General features: G+C 66.6%; 14 protein-coding genes, 3 tRNA genes and 1 other annotated feature. Of the genes, 13 read left to right on the forward strand and 4 right to left on the reverse strand.

The window, feature by feature from the left end:
• Nucleotides 1-6 precede the first annotated feature (6 nt).
• The 7 genes from A7X12_RS23060 to A7X12_RS23090 all read left to right on the forward strand — a co-directional run bounded on the left by A7X12_RS23060 (nucleotide 7) and on the right by A7X12_RS23090 (nucleotide 5,902).
• Nucleotides 7-1,047 (forward strand): rod shape-determining protein, encoded by a 1,041-nt coding sequence (locus A7X12_RS23060; protein ID WP_064313791.1) that lies wholly within the window; start codon nucleotides 7-9, stop codon nucleotides 1,045-1,047.
• Nucleotides 1,048-1,063: 16 nt separating this feature from the next.
• A complete protein-coding gene (gene mreC / locus A7X12_RS23065) occupies nucleotides 1,064-1,963 on the forward strand; it encodes a rod shape-determining protein MreC (protein ID WP_064313792.1) in 900 nt (299 codons plus the stop codon).
• The gene (mreD, locus tag A7X12_RS23070) at nucleotides 1,963-2,472 is read left to right on the forward strand and encodes a rod shape-determining protein MreD (protein WP_064313793.1); all 510 of its coding nucleotides are present in this window, start codon (nucleotides 1,963-1,965) and stop codon (nucleotides 2,470-2,472) included. Before mreC ends, mreD begins: the two co-directional genes overlap by 1 nt.
• 3 nt (nucleotides 2,473-2,475) lie before the next feature.
• Complete coding sequence (gene mrdA, locus A7X12_RS23075) at nucleotides 2,476-4,503, forward strand: penicillin-binding protein 2 (protein WP_064313794.1); 2,028 nt, start codon at nucleotides 2,476-2,478, stop codon at nucleotides 4,501-4,503.
• Nucleotides 4,503-5,621, forward strand: coding sequence for a rod shape-determining protein RodA (rodA, locus tag A7X12_RS23080; protein ID WP_064313795.1), 1,119 nt, complete (start codon nucleotides 4,503-4,505; stop codon nucleotides 5,619-5,621). Before mrdA ends, rodA begins: the two co-directional genes overlap by 1 nt.
• Before the next feature lie 99 nt (nucleotides 5,622-5,720).
• Nucleotides 5,721-5,796: transfer RNA gene (locus A7X12_RS23085), tRNA-Lys, on the forward strand.
• Nucleotides 5,797-5,826: 30 nt separating this feature from the next.
• Nucleotides 5,827-5,902, forward strand: a tRNA-Lys gene (locus A7X12_RS23090).
• 30 nt (nucleotides 5,903-5,932) lie between these two features.
• On the opposite strand, the gene A7X12_RS23095 is transcribed toward A7X12_RS23090, so the two are convergent.
• Nucleotides 5,933-6,808, reverse strand: coding sequence for a LysR family transcriptional regulator (locus A7X12_RS23095; RefSeq protein WP_064313796.1), 876 nt, complete (start codon nucleotides 6,806-6,808; stop codon nucleotides 5,933-5,935).
• A gap of 108 nt (nucleotides 6,809-6,916) precedes the next feature.
• On the opposite strand from A7X12_RS23095, the gene A7X12_RS23100 reads away from it, so the two are divergent.
• Nucleotides 6,917-9,022 (forward strand): malate synthase G, encoded by a 2,106-nt coding sequence (locus tag A7X12_RS23100; protein WP_064313797.1) that lies wholly within the window; start codon nucleotides 6,917-6,919, stop codon nucleotides 9,020-9,022.
• 133 nt (nucleotides 9,023-9,155) lie between these two features.
• Here A7X12_RS23100 and A7X12_RS23105 read toward each other — a convergent pair.
• Nucleotides 9,156-9,245: transfer RNA gene (locus A7X12_RS23105), tRNA-Ser, on the reverse strand.
• 217 nt (nucleotides 9,246-9,462) lie between these two features.
• On the opposite strand from A7X12_RS23105, the gene hspQ reads away from it, so the two are divergent.
• The 5 genes from hspQ to A7X12_RS23130 all read left to right on the forward strand — a co-directional run bounded on the left by hspQ (nucleotide 9,463) and on the right by A7X12_RS23130 (nucleotide 11,992).
• Nucleotides 9,463-9,843 (forward strand): heat shock protein HspQ, encoded by a 381-nt coding sequence (gene hspQ, locus A7X12_RS23110; protein WP_064313798.1) that lies wholly within the window; start codon nucleotides 9,463-9,465, stop codon nucleotides 9,841-9,843.
• Nucleotides 9,844-9,979: 136 nt separating this feature from the next.
• Nucleotides 9,980-10,285, forward strand: a complete 306-nt coding sequence (rplU, locus tag A7X12_RS23115) for a 50S ribosomal protein L21 (RefSeq protein ID WP_064313799.1) — start codon at nucleotides 9,980-9,982, stop codon at nucleotides 10,283-10,285.
• 30 nt (nucleotides 10,286-10,315) lie between these two features.
• The gene (gene rpmA / locus A7X12_RS23120; protein ID WP_064313800.1) at nucleotides 10,316-10,585 is read left to right on the forward strand and encodes a 50S ribosomal protein L27; all 270 of its coding nucleotides are present in this window, start codon (nucleotides 10,316-10,318) and stop codon (nucleotides 10,583-10,585) included.
• 174 nt (nucleotides 10,586-10,759) lie between these two features.
• Nucleotides 10,760-11,305: a GNAT family N-acetyltransferase gene (locus A7X12_RS23125; protein ID WP_064313801.1), complete on the forward strand. Its 546-nt coding sequence runs from the start codon at nucleotides 10,760-10,762 to the stop codon at nucleotides 11,303-11,305.
• 99 nt (nucleotides 11,306-11,404) lie between these two features.
• Complete coding sequence (locus A7X12_RS23130; RefSeq protein WP_232318663.1) at nucleotides 11,405-11,992, forward strand: TetR/AcrR family transcriptional regulator; 588 nt, start codon at nucleotides 11,405-11,407, stop codon at nucleotides 11,990-11,992.
• Between the two features lie 22 nt (nucleotides 11,993-12,014).
• On the opposite strand, the gene A7X12_RS23135 is transcribed toward A7X12_RS23130, so the two are convergent.
• Entirely contained in the window at nucleotides 12,015-13,511 is a 1,497-nt protein-coding gene (locus A7X12_RS23135) for a SulP family inorganic anion transporter (protein WP_064313802.1), read from the reverse strand.
• Nucleotides 13,512-13,568: 57 nt separating this feature from the next.
• Nucleotides 13,569-13,624 (reverse strand) — a sequence feature (sul1 is cis-regulatory element that is thought to sense ions involved in sulfur or methionine metabolism; They are found in Alphaproteobacteria).
• Between the two features lie 49 nt (nucleotides 13,625-13,673).
• A complete protein-coding gene (locus A7X12_RS23140; protein ID WP_064313803.1) occupies nucleotides 13,674-15,638 on the reverse strand; it encodes an ATP-binding protein in 1,965 nt (654 codons plus the stop codon).
• Between the last annotated feature and the right edge of the window lie 4 nt (nucleotides 15,639-15,642).

Below are 15,642 nucleotides of genomic sequence, written 5' to 3' on the forward strand. Positions count from 1 at the left end.
CAATAGATGGCTTTCTCCCGCATTTTCAAATTCATGTCGCACGACATGGCGATCGATCTGGGTACTGCGAATACCGTCGTATATCTGCGCGGACGCGGCATCGTGCTGAACGAGCCGTCCGTCGTGGCGGTCGAGACGCTGAACGGCGTGAAGAAGGTCAAGGCCGTCGGTGACGACGCCAAGCTGATGATGGGCAAGACTCCGGGCTCGATCGAGGCGATTCGCCCGCTGCGCGATGGTGTCATCGCCGACATTGATGTCGCCGAAGAGATGATCAAGCACTTCATCCGCAAGGTGCACGGGCAGCGCCGCTTCATGCGCTGGCCGGAGATCGTGATCTGCGTGCCGTCGGGCTCCACCTCGGTCGAACGCCGCGCGATCCGCGACGCCGCGTCGAACGCGGGCGCCAGCCAGGTCTGGCTGATCGAGGAGCCGATGGCCGCCGCGATCGGCGCCGACATGCCCGTCACCGAGCCGATCGGATCGATGGTCGTCGATATCGGCGGCGGCACCACCGAAGTTGCGGTGCTCAGCCTGCGCGGCCTCGCCTATTCCACCAGCGTACGCGTCGGTGGCGACAAGATGGACGAAGCGATCGTCTCGTACGTCCGCCGCAACCATAACCTGCTGATCGGCGAAGCTACCGCCGAGCGGATCAAGCAGGAAGTCGGCGTCGCCAAGCCGCCGGTCGACGGCATCGGCAAGACGATCCACATCAAGGGTCGCGATCTCGTCAACGGCGTGCCCAAGGAGATCCAGATCAACCAGGGCCAGATCGCGGAGGCGCTGTCCGAACCGGTCAACACCATCGTCGAAGGCGTCCGCATCGCGCTGGAAAACACCGCACCGGAACTGGCCGCCGACATCGTCGACCAGGGCATCGTCCTTACCGGCGGCGGCGCGCTGCTGCACGGGCTGGACGAAGTGCTGCGCGACGAGACCGGCCTGCCCGTCACCGTCGCCGACGATCCGCTGACCTGCGTGGCGCTGGGCACCGGCCGTGCGCTCGAGGATCCGATGTTCCGCGGCGTTCTCCTCCAGGTCTGACGAAAGGCCAACGGCGATGGCGCCGCCACGGAATCGGCGCCCGGGGTTTTCGCGACGGGCGCAATATGGGCTGTTCTTCAGCTATGTGGCGGCGATCGGCCTGTTGCTGATCGGCGGCGGGCTGGTGCTGGTCTCGCGCTATAACCCGCATCTGTTCGGTCCGCTGCGCAGCGCGCTTGCGGAGGTGACCACGCCGGTCTCGGCAGGGCTCGACACGGTGCGCCGCGGCGTGGGCAGCGTGCCGGAAGCAATCGGCAGCTATTTCGGCGTGCGGAGCGAGAATGCGCGCCTCAAGCGTCAGATCGAGGCAGATCATGCCGCGCTACAACGCGCGCTTGGCCTGGAACGCGAGAACCAGCGGCTGCGGCTGCTCCTGAAGGCGCGTGACGCCACGCCGGAGACGATCGTCGTCGCCCGGCTGGTCAATTCGTCGGCTTCGAGCACGCGCCGCTACGCCACGCTCAATGCAGGCAGTTGGCAGCGCGTGGCGCAGGGGCAGCCGGTGCGGGACGGTGCCGGGCTGATCGGACAGGTTGTCGAGGCCGGGCCCAACGCGTCGCGTGTGCTGCTCGTCACCGATCCGGACAGCACTATCCCCGTCCGCCGCGCGAGCGACGGGCTGCCGGCGATCGTCACCGGGAAGGGCGACGGTACGCTCGACGTCCGCGCCGCCAACGCCGCCGCCAATCCGTTCCGCGCCGGTGACCTGCTGGTTACATCGGGTACCGGCGGCGTATTCCCGCCAAACATCCCCTTGGGCCGCATCACCCAGACCGGCCGCGACAGCGCTACCGCCGCGCCCGCCAGCAATCCGGACATGGCCGATTTTGTGATGGTGCTGCGCGTGTTCCTGCCGGAACCGGCGCCGCCTCCCCAGCCCTTCCCCACCGCCACGCCCAAGCCCAAGGGCAAGTGATGGCGCTCGACCTGCAGCCACTGGGTGTGCAGCCGCCGCGCCCCCGGGCGCGCTGGCTCGCGCCGCTGTCGATTGCGCTTGCTTCGCTGATCACGATATTGCCGGTGGTTGCGACGGTGCCGTTCCTGCCGCCGTTCGGGCTGCTGATGCTGCTCGGCTGGCGCCTCTTGCGCCCGGACGCGTTGCGGGTCTGGGTCGCTGCCCCGCTCGGACTGTTCGACGACCTGGTGAGCGGACAGCCTTTCGGCTCCGCAATGTTCCTCTGGATGGCATGCATGTTGATCATCGATGTGCTAGAGACGCGCATCGTGTGGCGTAATTTCTGGCAGGACTGGCTGATTGCAGCGGGCGCGACGGGTTTCGTGCTGATCGCGGGGCGTTTCATCGCCTCGCCTATCTCGGCGAAGGTGGATGCGGCACTGCTGGTGCAGGCCGGTGCTTCGTCAATGCTATTTCCGCTGGCGTCGCGGCTGTGCGCGTGGCTCGACCGCGACGTGGTGAAGGCCTGAGCCATGGTGCGCATTACCGAGGCAGCACAGACGTACAGCTTCTCGCGCCGCGCTGTGGTGCTGGGTGCGGCGCAGGGCGCCGTGGGCATGGTGCTCGCCGGCCGGATGGCGTGGCTCTCCGTGGTCGAAAATGAACAGTACAAGCTCAAGGCCGAGAGCAACCGCGTCAACAACACGCTGATCCCGCCGCGGCGCGGCTGGCTGCTGGATCGCAGCGGCAAGCCGCTCGCCAGCAACCGCACCGACTTCCGTGTCGACCTGATCCCCGATCGCATCGTCGACAAGGACAAGCTGCTGGCCGAGCTGACCCGGCTGCTCAACCTTGCCCCCGAGGATCTCGCCCGCATCGAGACCGACCTGAAGCGCGCCGGCGGCTTCCGCCCGGTCCAGGTGGCGGAGAATCTCGACTGGGACCGCTTCGCCGCGGTGCTGGTCCGGCAACCCGAGCTGCCCGGCGTCGCGCCGACGCGGGGCTATGCCCGCCATTATCCGCTCGGCGCCGGCGTCGGCCACTTGATTGGCTATGTCGGCACCGCGTCCGCCGAGCAGTTCAAGGCGGACAAGGATCCGCTGCTCGTCACTCCCGGCTTCAAGCTGGGCAAGGACGGGCTGGAGAAGACGCTCGACAAGCGCCTGCGCGGCAAACCGGGCGCCAAGCGCGTCGAGGTGACCGCCCATGGCCGCCCGGTCCGCGAGCTCGAGACGCGCGCGGATACGCCGGGTGAAAGCATCAAGCTCACCATCGATGCGGGCCTTCAGGAATATGTCGCGCGGCGGCTGGGCACCAATTCGGGCTCTGCGATCGTCATCGACGTGGCGTCCGGCGATATCCTCGCCATGGCGTCGATGCCCGCATACGATCCGAACAGCTTTTCCGACGGCATCAGCCAAACCGAATGGAAGATGCTGTCCGAAGACGACCATGTGCCCTTGATGAACAAGGTGCTGCAGGGTTTGTATCCGCCGGGCTCCACGGTGAAGCCGATGAACGGTCTCGCGCTGATGGCGGCGGGCGTGAGCGCGCATGACCGGGTGGTTTGCTCGGGCGCGCTGCGCGTCGGCAATGGCGTGTTCCACTGCCACAAGAAGGGCGGGCATGGGCCGCTCGATCTCAAGAACGCGATCATGCAGAGCTGCGACATCTATTTCTACGAAATGGTGCGCCGCGTCGGCTATGACGCGATCGCGCCGATGGCCCGGATGCTGGGTCTCGGCCAGAAATTCGACATGCCCTTCACCACCCAGCGCTACGGCACTGTCCCGGACAGCGCCTGGAAGCTGAAGAAATACCATCATCCCTGGACGGTGGCGGATTCGCTCAACGCCTCGATCGGCCAGGGCTATGTGCTGGCGAACCCGCTGCAGCTTGCGGTGATGGCCAGCCGCCTCGGGTCGGGCAAGATCCTGCTGCCGCGCCTGCTCGCCAACGGCCCCTCGGGGGCCCAGCCGCTGCCGGTGAGCCAGGAGGATCTCGCGATCGTGCGCGACGCGATGTACGGCGTGGTCAATGGCGGCGGCACCGGCGGCGCGGCGCGCATGTACGTGCCGGGCGTCGCGCTTGCGGCGAAGACCGGCACCGCGCAGGTGCGCCGCATCACCATGGCGGAGCGCCGCACCGGCGTGCTCAAGAACGGCTCGCTGCCGTTCAAGATGCGCGACCACGCGCTGCTGGTGTGCTTCGCGCCCCATGACAATCCGAAATATGCCGCGGCGATCGTGCTCGAGCATAACGGCCACACCGTCCGCAACCTTGACGCGCCGCTGATCGGCCGGGACATCATGACCTATCTGTTCGACCGCGACCTCGCGATGAAGACGCTGGCCGAAGTGGAGCCCACCTGGGGCGGCGACTATACGACGCGGATGGCCGCCCAGTCCGCCGCTTTCCGCGCCGCGCAGAACATCCCGGCGCCGCCGACGCCCGAAGACACCGAGGAAGCGGCAAGCAGCCTTGCCGATGCCGCGGCGAACAGCACCGCGGATTCGACCAAGCGCGACGTCGCACCCACCGGCAGCGTGGAGGGCGACTGATGGCCCGTCCCGGCGACGGCATCGTCCCCACCCAGGTCGCGCAGCTTCCCTGGAAGGTGCTGTTCCTCGTCATCGCGATCGGCGGGTTCGGGCTGGTCGTGCTTTATTCCGCAGCCGGCGGCAGCATCCGGCCCTGGGCGATCAACCAAGGCACGCGTTTCCTGCTGTTCCTGGCGGTAGCGATCGGCATGTCACGCGTGCCGGTGCGATTCTGGTCGCAATGGTCGCTCCCCATCTACGGCGCACTGGTGGTCGCGCTGCTGGGCGTGGAGGCGCTGGGCAAGGTGGCCGGCGGCAGCCAGCGCTGGATCAGCCTGGGCGGCTTCCAGTTCCAGCCTTCCGAGCTGATGAAGCCGATGATCGTGCTCGCACTCGCCCGCTTCTACGAGATGCTGCCCGCCAGCGAGACGCGCAAGTTCGTCGCGATCTGGCCCGCCTGCGTGCTGATCGGGGTGCCGGCGCTGCTCGTCATCATGCAGCCCGATCTCGGCACCGGGCTGATGATTACCGGTTGCGGCGTCATGGTGGTGTTCCTGGCGGGCGTGCCGCTGCGGCTGTTCATCGCCGGGGCGCTGGCGGTGGCGGTGGCCGCCCCCCTCGCCTTCAACTTCGTGCTCCACGATTATCAGCGCAACCGCGTACTGATCTTCCTCGATCCCGAGCGGGATCCGCTGGGCACCGGCTATCACATCACTCAGTCGAAGATCGCGATCGGCTCCGGCGGCATCTTCGGCAAGGGCTTCCTACAGGGCACGCAGAGCCATCTCGACTATCTCCCCGAGGGCCAGACCGACTTCGCGCTGGCCACGATGATGGAGGAATGGGGCCTGGCCGGCGGCGTGTTCCTGATCGTCGCGTTCGGTGCGCTGATCGCTTGGGGCATCGGCGTGGGCATGCGCGCCAAGACGCGTTTCGGCCGGCTGACAGCGGCTGGGCTCTCCGGCACGATGTTCCTCTACTGCTCGATCAACATGGCGATGGTCATCGGCCTCGCGCCGGTGGTGGGCGTGCCGCTGCCGCTGATCAGCTTCGGCGGCACCGCGGTGATGACCTTCATGCTGTGCCTGGGCATTCTGCTGTCGATCGACCGCGACAGCCGCACCAAGACGCGCTGGTGATTTTTTCATTTTTGGGGTTTACAAGCCGCGAGATGCGACGCTAAAGGCGCGCCTCCGAAGCGGCGGTGCCCCACCAAGGGCGCCATGCAGAAGCCGGATGGACACATAGCTCAGTTGGTAGAGCAGCTGACTCTTAATCAGCGGGTCCTTGGTTCGAGCCCAAGTGTGTCCACCACCTTCCTTCTGCCGAAACGCCTTCCGGTATGGACACATAGCTCAGTTGGTAGAGCAGCTGACTCTTAATCAGCGGGTCCTTGGTTCGAGCCCAAGTGTGTCCACCATCTCCTCCCCGATCGTAAAAAGCCGATGCCTCACGGCGGCAGCATGATCGTGCGCCGCAGATGCTCCACCAGCGCCGACACGCGTGCGGGAGGATCCGGCGCGTGGACCGCAAAGACACCGATCCCTTCCGAGCCTGCATAATCGGGCAGCACCCGCCGCAACACACCGTCCGCGAGTGCCTGCGATACGTCCCAGAGCGACCGCAGTGCGATCCCGCAGCCCGCGATGGCGAGTTCGCGCACCACTTCGCTCGAATTGGTCCCGACGACTCGCTGCCCCTGGTGGCTGACCGGTCCGTCCGGTCCGTCCAGCTGCCAGGGCAACTGGCTGTCGGTGGCGAGAAGCCGGTGCTGCGCCAGCTCCGCCAGGGTTCGCGGTTCGCCATGCGCCACAAGATAGGCAGGGGAAGCGCACAGAACGCGCCGGCTGGTGCCAAGGCGATGGCCGACCAGCCCGGCCCCCGCATTTGCCGCGATGCGGATCGCCACGTCATAGCCGCCGCCCAGCAGATCCACGAAACTGTCCGACAGGTCGATTGACAGGTCGACGTCCGGGTACGCTGCCAGAAACGTGGGGAGGGTAGGCACTACGTGCATGCGCCCGAACGACGTCGGCGCCGTCACGCGCAAGGGTCCGCGGACCAGCGCGTGACGGCCGGCGATCCGCCCTTCGGCGGCCGCAAGCGCGAAGCGGATCGGTGACAGCGTCTCGAGCAGTTCCCGACCGGCCGACGTCAACACCAGCCGGCGGGTGGTCCGCTGGAGCAGCCGCGTCCCCAGCCGCTGCTCCAGCCGCGCCAGACGCTTCGACAATGCGGGCGGCGAGAGTCCGCGCTGGCGCGCCGCGGCGGATATCGACTCCGCGCCGACAATATCGAGGAACAGATCATAGTCGGGATCAAACATTTTAAACCCTGCGGAACAGGTGTTGTGAATTGTTTCCTTCTACCGGCATGCACGTCGATGCGCTACTATCCCCCGGACTCCAGACCGACGTAGCGAAGAGGATGCGCCATGGTCGACTATCGCGAAAAGGCAGGCCTTCAGGTTGCAGCGAGCCTCGCGACCTTCGTCGAGGATCGGGTACTGCCCGGCACAGGCCTCGGCGCCGAGGTCTTCTGGACGGGGATGGCCGATGTGTTCGGGCGGCTCGCCCCGCGCAACCGGGCGCTGCTGGATCGGCGCGATGCGCTCCAGGTGGCGATTGACGACTGGCACCGCGCGCGCGCCGGCCAGCCGCATGATTCCATGGCCTATGCGGCGTTCCTGCGCGAGGTCGGCTATCTCGCACCGGAGCCTGGCGCCTTCCACGTCGCCCCCGGCAATGTCGATGCGGAGCTTGCGACCATGGCAGGTCCGCAGCTGGTCGTGCCGGTGCTGAACGCCCGTTTCCTGCTAAACGCGGCCAATGCACGCTGGGGCAGTCTGTACGACGCCCTGTACGGCACGGATGCGATTCCAGGGAAAGCGGCGAGCCCCGGCTATGACCCCGCACGCGGCGCGCGGGTGATCGGCTGGGCAAAGGCCTTTCTCGACCAGGCGGTTCCGCTCGCCATGGGGCGCTGGGCCGATTGGGACGGAATCGCGCTGGCGCTCGCAGATCCGGCACAGCTGGTGGGCCATGCCGGGGACAATTTGCTGTTCGTCCACAACGGGCTGCACATCGAAGTGGTGATAGACCCGACGCACCCGATCGGCCGGTCGGACCCCGCCGGCATCGCCGATGTCCTGCTCGAATCCGCGCTTTCGACCATCTGTGACTTCGAGGACTCGGTCGCGGCGGTCGACGCCCAAGACAAGGTGGAGGCGTACGCCAATTGGCTGGGGCTGATGCGCGGCGACCTGGAAGCGACGTTCGACAAGGGCGGCGCTTCGCAGACTCGGCGGCTCGCGCCCGATCGCGCCTATGTCGCACCCGACGGCACGCGCTTCACGCTGCCTGGGCGGTCGCTGCTGCTGGTCCGCAATGTCGGCCATCTGATGACGACGCCTGCGGTATTGCTGGCCGATGGGACACCGGCGCCGGAAGGCATTCTGGACGGCATCGTCTCCGCCGCGATCGCGCTGCACGACCTGAAGGGCACCGGACCGCTGCGCAACAGCAGGACGGGCTCCATCTACATCGTCAAGCCGAAGATGCATGGGCCGGACGAGGCGGCGTTCGCAAACGAGCTGTTCGACGCGATCGAAGACATGCTGGGCCTTAGCCGCCACACGCTCAAGATCGGCGTGATGGACGAGGAACGCCGCACCAGCGCCAATCTGGCGGCCTGCATCGCGGCGGTGAAGGATCGCATCGTCTTCATCAACACCGGCTTCCTGGATCGTACCGGCGACGAGATCCACACGTCGATGCAGGCCGGCGCCATGCTCCGCAAGGGCGACATGAAGACCAGCGCCTGGATCCAGGCCTATGAGAATCGCAACGTCCAGATCGGGCTCGCCTGCGGGCTTTCGGGCAAGGCGCAGATCGGCAAGGGGATGTGGGCGATGCCCGATCGCATGGCCGACATGCTCGCCCAGAAGATCGGCCATCCTCAATCCGGCGCAACCACGGCGTGGGTGCCCTCCCCCACCGCGGCGACGCTGCACGCCACCCATTACCATCAGGTCGACGTGTTCGCCCGCCAGGCCGAGCGCGCACGCGAACCGATCGCATCGCTGGACGCCTTGCTGACTATTCCGCTGGCCCAAGGCCAGAACTGGTCGGAAGATGCGATCCGCGAGGAGATCGACAACAATGCCCAGGGCATTCTTGGCTATGTTGTGCGCTGGGTCGATCAGGGTGTCGGCTGCTCGAAGGTTCCCGACATTCACGATGTCGGCCTGATGGAGGACCGCGCTACACTGCGAATCTCCAGCCAGCACCTCGCCAACTGGCTGCTGCATGGTGTGGTCGATCCGGCGCAGGTAGATGCGGCGCTGCTGCGCATGGCCGCGAAGGTCGACGCGCAGAATGACGGCGATCCGCTATATCGGCCGATGGCAACCGATCCGAAGGGCAGCCTCGCTCTTCAGGCGGCCCGGGCGCTGGTGTTCGAGGGGGTTTCCCAGCCGAGCGGCTACACCGAACCGCTGCTCCACGCCTTCCGGGCACGCGCCAAGGCTGGCGCCGGGTAACCATGTCGATGCCCCGGCCGCGCCACTGGAAACGGCGCTCGGCGCGGGGGAGCCGCGGCCCCGCCGATGCTCCTTATCTCGATGTCCTGGAACGCCGCCGCGCGGCCTGTCCTGATCCGTCAGGAACGCCCAATGGCGGAGAGGGAGGGATTCGAACCCTCGGTACGGTTACCCGCACAACGGTTTTCGAGACCGCCCCGATCGACCACTCCGGCACCTCTCCGCATGGGAGGATACGCACCTTTGGGGAAGCCCCTGTCTGCGTACCGGTCGCTGTGAGGCGCGGCCACTAGCGCAAAGTTTTGAGGGCCGCAAGCAGGCTTTTCCAAGTTTTTTGGCTACACGGGAGCCGCCGCAGCGCCCACCGATGCTTCCCGGAACGGGAACGCGTACCACCTCCACCGTTGCCGTGGCACCTGCGCGACCCTAGATTGGTTCGCATGTCAGAAACCAGTGGTTCGCTTCTTTCCATCGACTCCGGCACCCCGATGCCCCCGATCGCCAGCGCGCGCTTCGCCATCGGTGACGTTGTGCGGCACCGCCTCCTCGATTTTCGGGGCGTGATCTTCGACGTCGACCCGGTCTTCGCGAACACCGACGAATGGTATGATTCGATCCCGGTCGACATGCGGCCGGCCAAGGATCAACCCTTCTACCATCTGCTCGCCGAGAACGCCGATTCGACCTATATCGCCTATGTAAGCCAGCAGAATCTGGTGGCGGACGATAGCGACGAGCCGGTCGACCATCCCGGAATCAGCGGGCTTTTCGACAGCTTCGACGCGGGACGGTATCGGCTGAAACCGAATCATCGCCATTAAGGCGCGGTGACTCGGAAAATCGCAGTTTCGTCTTGCCGAACGGTTGACAATCCCGCCCCCATCGCATAGCTGCGCCCTTCCTCCTGCCGAGGTGCAACCTTGGCGGGCACATGCATTTGAACCAGAGAAGAGACCGATGTTCGCTATCGTGCGCACGGGCGGCAAGCAGTATCGCGTTGCCGCAGGAGACAAGATCGTCGTCGAGAAGCTCGACGGCGAAGCCGGTTCGTCGGTGACGCTGGGCGACGTCCTGCTGGCCGGCGAAGGCGGCGAGCTGAAGGCTACCGACGGCCTGACCGTTTCTGCCGAAATCGTCGCGCAGGCGAAGGGCGAGAAGGTCATCGTCTTCAAGAAGCGTCGTCGTCACAACTATCGCCGCAAGAACGGCCATCGCCAGCAGCATACGATCCTCAAGATCACTGCTATCGGCGCGGCCAAGTAAGCGACTGACGAGACACGAGGAGTATAGACAATGGCACATAAGAAGGCAGGCGGCTCGTCCCGCAACGGTCGCGACTCTGCTGGCCGCCGTCTTGGCGTGAAGAAGTTCGGCGGCGAGACGGTTCTCGCCGGCAACATCCTCGTGCGTCAGCGCGGCACCAAATTTTACCCGGGTGTGAACGTGGGCATGGGCAAGGACCATACCCTTTTCGCGCTCGTCGAAGGCCGCGTGTCGTTCAAGGAAGGCAAGCTTGGTCGCAAGTTCTGCTCCGTAGACATGATTGCCGAGGCGGCCGAGTAACATCGGGCGACCGTACGGGTTGCCCACCAGGGCGACCCGGGTTCGGATGAACCAACGCGAAAAGGGAGACGGGTCGCCCCGGTCTCCCTTTTTTATTGCTCCCCTGACACCGCGGCGAAACAGCGATGCCATATCGGCATGCGCAGAGAAGCCGCAGGACCGAGGAGAGTGGTCATGTTCGTGCGGACCCAGAGATTGACGTTACGTCCCGGCTGGCCCGAGGACGCCCCTGCCCTTGCCCGGGCGATCGACCATGAGGCCGTCGTGCGCAACCTGTCGCGCGCGCCCTGGCCCTATTCGATCGAAGCGGCCGAAACCTTCCTCTCGCATTGGACCGAGACACGCTTCCTGGCGTTCGAGCATCAGGCGGGCGCCGTGGCACTGGTCGGCTGCATCGGGATCGATCCGGCCGGGGACGAAGCGCATGAGCTCGGCTACTGGTTCACGCCCGCAGCCTGGGGCAAGGGCTATGCGACCGAAGCAGGGCGCGGCGTGCTGGCGGCAGCACGCGCGGCCGGCATCCGCCGCGTGACCTCCGGCCACTTCGTCGACAATCCCGCCTCCGGCCGCGTGCTGCGTAAGCTCGGCTTCCGATCCACCGGCCGCGTCGAGCCGATGTGGTCCAAGGGCCGCAACTGCGAAGTCGCCTGCGCCCGCTTCGAGCGGGAGCTGGACGCCGACGACTGCAATCCCGGATCGGAACCGCGCTTGGCGGCGTGATCGGTCTTCGTGCCTCCTCGGGACTGCCCCCGGGGAGGCCGCTTCCCCCCGCCCGAAAGCTCGACTAAGCCGTCATCGAATGGACACAAGGCCCAACCGTTGACGAGCAAGGTGGTGCGCCGGCGCCTCTCCCCGGAAGAATCGCGCGACGCCGCCCTGGAGGCCGCGCGCGCGCTGCTGATCGAAGACGGTCCCCAAGCGGTGACCCTGAAGGCGGTCGCCGCGCGCATCGGGCGTACCCACGCCAATCTCCTGCACCATTTCGGATCGGCGGCCGGGCTGCAGAAGGCACTCGCAGCCAGCATCGCCGACTCCGTGACGGCGAAGGTGGGCGAGGCCGTGCTGCGCGCGCGCAGCGGCGACCATAATCTGCGCGAAGTCGTCGACATGACGTTCGACGCGTTCGGGCGCGAAGGCGCCGGCGCGCTGGCCAGCTGGATGATCCTCACCGGCAACCAGGATGCCCTGGACCCGATTCTGGAAGCGATCCACCGTCTGGTCGACCGGATCAGCGAAGGGCAGGACGCACGAACGCCCCTGCGCGAGGAAACACTGCAGCTGACGTTGATGGCACTGGGCGATGCCCTGCTGGGTGCCCCCATGGCCCGTGCGCTGGGGCTCCCACGGGACAAGGCGCGGGAGCTTGCAGCGGCGATGCTGCGCGAGCGGATCGAGGCGAGCGGCTGAGCGCCCGCCCCTGCACGCGCGTCTAGTGCGGCACCACACCCAGCTCGACGCCGGTCTTGTCGTGCAGGGCGAAGCGATCGATCAGGTCGGCACTGGCATGATTGGCCCCAACGACGTCGACGCTCCGGCCCTCCCGACGCAATCGGGCGACGATCTTGTCGAGCGCAGCGACGCCGGAAATATCCCAGAAGTGCGCGGCGGTAACGTCGATGCGGATGTGCCGGGCGCTGCGTTCGGCCTGGAACGCCGCCGTAAACCGCTCGACCGAGGCGAAGAAGATCTCGCCGCGCACCCGATAGGTGGCTGAAGTTCCGTCCGTCCCGTCGATCCGTTCCACCGCGAACATCCGCTGCACCTTGCCGGCGAAAAAGATGCCGGAGAGCAGCACCCCCGCCAGCACGCCCATGGAGAGGTCGCGGGTCGCGACGACGACGGCGACGGTGGTGAGCATCACCAGTGAAGAGGCCGGCGGGTGCCGGCGCAGATTGGCGATGGAGTTCCAGCTGAACGTGCCGATCGACACCATGATCATCACCGCCACCAGCGCGGGCATGGGCACTCGGCCGACCCAGGGGCCGAGCACCGCAAGCAGGAACAGCAGAAAGGCTCCGGCGACGAAAGTGGACAGCCGGCTGCGGCCACCCGAGGTGACGTTGATCACCGACTGGCCGATCATCGCGCAGCCGCCCATGCCGCCGAACAGCGCAGCGACGATGTTCGCCCCGCCCTGCCCCGCGCATTCCTGGCGCTTGTCGCTCTCCGTATCGGTCATGTCATCGACGATCTGGGCCGTCAGGAGCGATTCGAGCAGACCGACCGCGGCCATGGTAAGGGCGTACGGGAGAATGATCCGCAGCGTCTCCAGCGTCAGCGGGACCTGCGGCAGGGCGAGGCTGGGCAAGCCTTCGGGCAGCTTCCCCATGTCCCCCACGGTGTGGACCGGCAGGCCCATGCCGATGCTGATCGCACTCAGCACCAGGATCGCGACCAGCGGTGACGGGATAGCCCTGGTCAGCCGGGGAAAGCCGTAGATGACCGCCAGCCCGCCGACGACCATGGCATAGGTCTGCCAGCCGACATGGAGCAGCTGCGGCAGCTGCGCCAGGAAGATGAGGATGGCGAGGGCATTGACGAAGCCGGTGATAACCGAGCGCGAGACGAACTGCATCACCAGATGCACGCGCAACAGGCCGGCCAGGATCTGAATCAGGCCCATCAGGATTGTCGCGGCGAAGAGATATTGCACGCCATGTTCCCGCACCAGCGGGCCGATCAGCACCGCGACTGCGGCGGTGGCGGCAGAGATCATGCCGGGCCGCCCGCCGATGAGCGCGATCGTCATGGCGATGGCGACCGAAGCATAGAGCCCCACCCGCGGATCCACGCCGGCGATGACAGAAAAGCCGATCGCTTCCGGGATAAGGGCGAGCGCCACAACGATACCGGCGAGCACGTCGCGATGCGCGGCGGTGCCGTCCGTACGCCATTGGCGAAGGTAAGCAGAAAAATCGAAGATCATTGAAAATCCACAACAAGGCACGTGGCGCCCAAGCGGCGCATGAGGGACAGTGCGTGTTGTTGTCCGGCGGATCGGCGGCCGGAATAGCCACCCGGAATTTCACCGGGTCCTTGCGAATGGCTGCGGCTTAGCGGGAACGCGCCAATCGCGCAACCGGCTGCCCTATTCCGCTGCCTGCGCCACCCGACGCGACCCGCTCGTCACCGCCTCGCGCACCGCACGGGAAAGCGCCGCTACGGTGAAGGGCTTGCGCAGTACCGGTCGATCGCGAAGCTTCTCAGGGCTTGCCTCGCCGGTAAAGCCCGTCACGAACAATACCGCGGCACCACGCAACTGGGCTTCGACGGCGGCGATCATCTCCGGTCCCGTCTGCCCGGGCATCAGGACATCGGTCATGATCAGGTCGAGCGCCGCCATCGCATCGATCGCGGCGGGTGCCGCGAGCGGATCGGCACAGCCCACGGCGCGGTGCCCAAGTTCCTGCAGTGCGGCAAGCGTGGCCGCCAGCACGCGCGGATCGTCCTCCACGACGAGGATGTCGTAGGTCTCGCCCGCCTTCTCCTCGGTCGCTTCGACCGTCACCGGCGCAGTCGATGCGCCGACCATCGCGCCGCGATAGCGCGGCAGGTACAGCGTCACCGTCGTCCCGGCATCGGGAGCCGTCTCGATCGCGATGCCGCCGCCCGACTGGCGCACGAAGCCGAAGATCTGGCTCAGGCCAAGGCCCGTCCCCTTGCCCACCGGCTTGGTGGTGAAGAAGGGCTCGAACACGCGTTCCAGCACCTCGGGCGTCATGCCGCAGCCGGTATCGCGCACCGCGACCGACACGTAATCGCCCGCCGCACAATGCCCCACCTCATTGGCGGAGAGGCGCGACTCGCCGGTGGTAATGACCAGCGTGCCACGCCCGTTCATCGCATCGCGCGCATTCACCGCCAGATTGAGGACCGCATTTTCCAGCTGGTGCCGATCCACCCAGATCCGCCAGCCCATGCCGCGATCCTGCGCCTCTACGCGAATGGCGTCGCCCAGCGTGCGATCGAGCAGGTCGCGCATGCCGCGGATCAGCGTACCGGCGTCCACCGGCTCGGGCGCGAGCGACTCGGAGCGGGAGAAGGCCAGCAGCTGACGGGTGAGTGCGGCGGCGCGATGGGCACCCTCCATCGCATTGTCGAGGTGCCGCGCGGCCTCCTTCGGATCGCTATCGATCTGGCGCCGGGCTAGTTCGACACCACCCAGAACAACCGCCAGCATATTGTTGAAATCATGCGCGATACCGCCGGTAAGCTGACCAACCGCATCCATTTTCTGCGCCTGACGCAGCTTGGCTTCCGCGCCTTCGCGCTCGCGGGCTTCCTCGCGCAGCTGGGCGGTGGCGGCGGCAACGGCCTCACGCAGCTGCCCGGCGCGCTCCCGCTCCCAGGCTGCGTCCGCATCGGCGAGCGCGCGGTCGCCCTGCGCCTCGATCGCCAGCCAGCCCAGCACCACCGCGCCCAGCGCAATGACCAGACCGAATCCGCTCAGCACGCGCGAGGCGTAGCTGCTGTTTTCGATCAACTGGGCTGCGGCGCTGGTGCGGTCCTCGAGAAGACCGCGCTCCTGCTCGACGATCCTTTCCAGAATCGCTTCCAGCTGCTTGCGCGCACCGCTCTCGCGTACCTGATAATAGGCGCCCCAGGCGTCACGGTCGCGCTTGTAGGTGGTGTAGAGCGCGGTTTCGTCCAGTTCTCGGCCGCGTTGCGCGAAGGCCTGCAGCAGGCTGCGAATCTCGCCTCGTTGCTCGCGATTGTCGGCGGTGAGCTGGCGCAGCTTCTGCAGCTGCTCGCCCGCCTGCCGCCATTGCTCGGCATATTGCTGGCCAAGATTGCGGTCCGCGCTCACCACATAGCGGCCAAGCGCGGCCTCCGCTGCGGCGATACGGCCGGAGACCTGGTTGGCGCGCAAGATCACGTCGAAGCTGTGCTGGCGAAGCGCGATGGCGCGATCGCGCTCCAGATCGGTCCGCTGCTGGATCAGGATCAGCGCGCCGAGCACAAGCACGCCGGCCACCGCCAGCGCGCCCAGCAACAGCAGGCGCCAGTTCTTCGCGTGAACCGAACGCTCCAGAGACGGGATCGCTTCGCTCATCCGG

The sequence above is a fragment of the Sphingomonas sp. TDK1 genome, from assembly GCF_001650735.1.
GTDB lineage: Bacteria > Pseudomonadota > Alphaproteobacteria > Sphingomonadales > Sphingomonadaceae > Sphingomonas.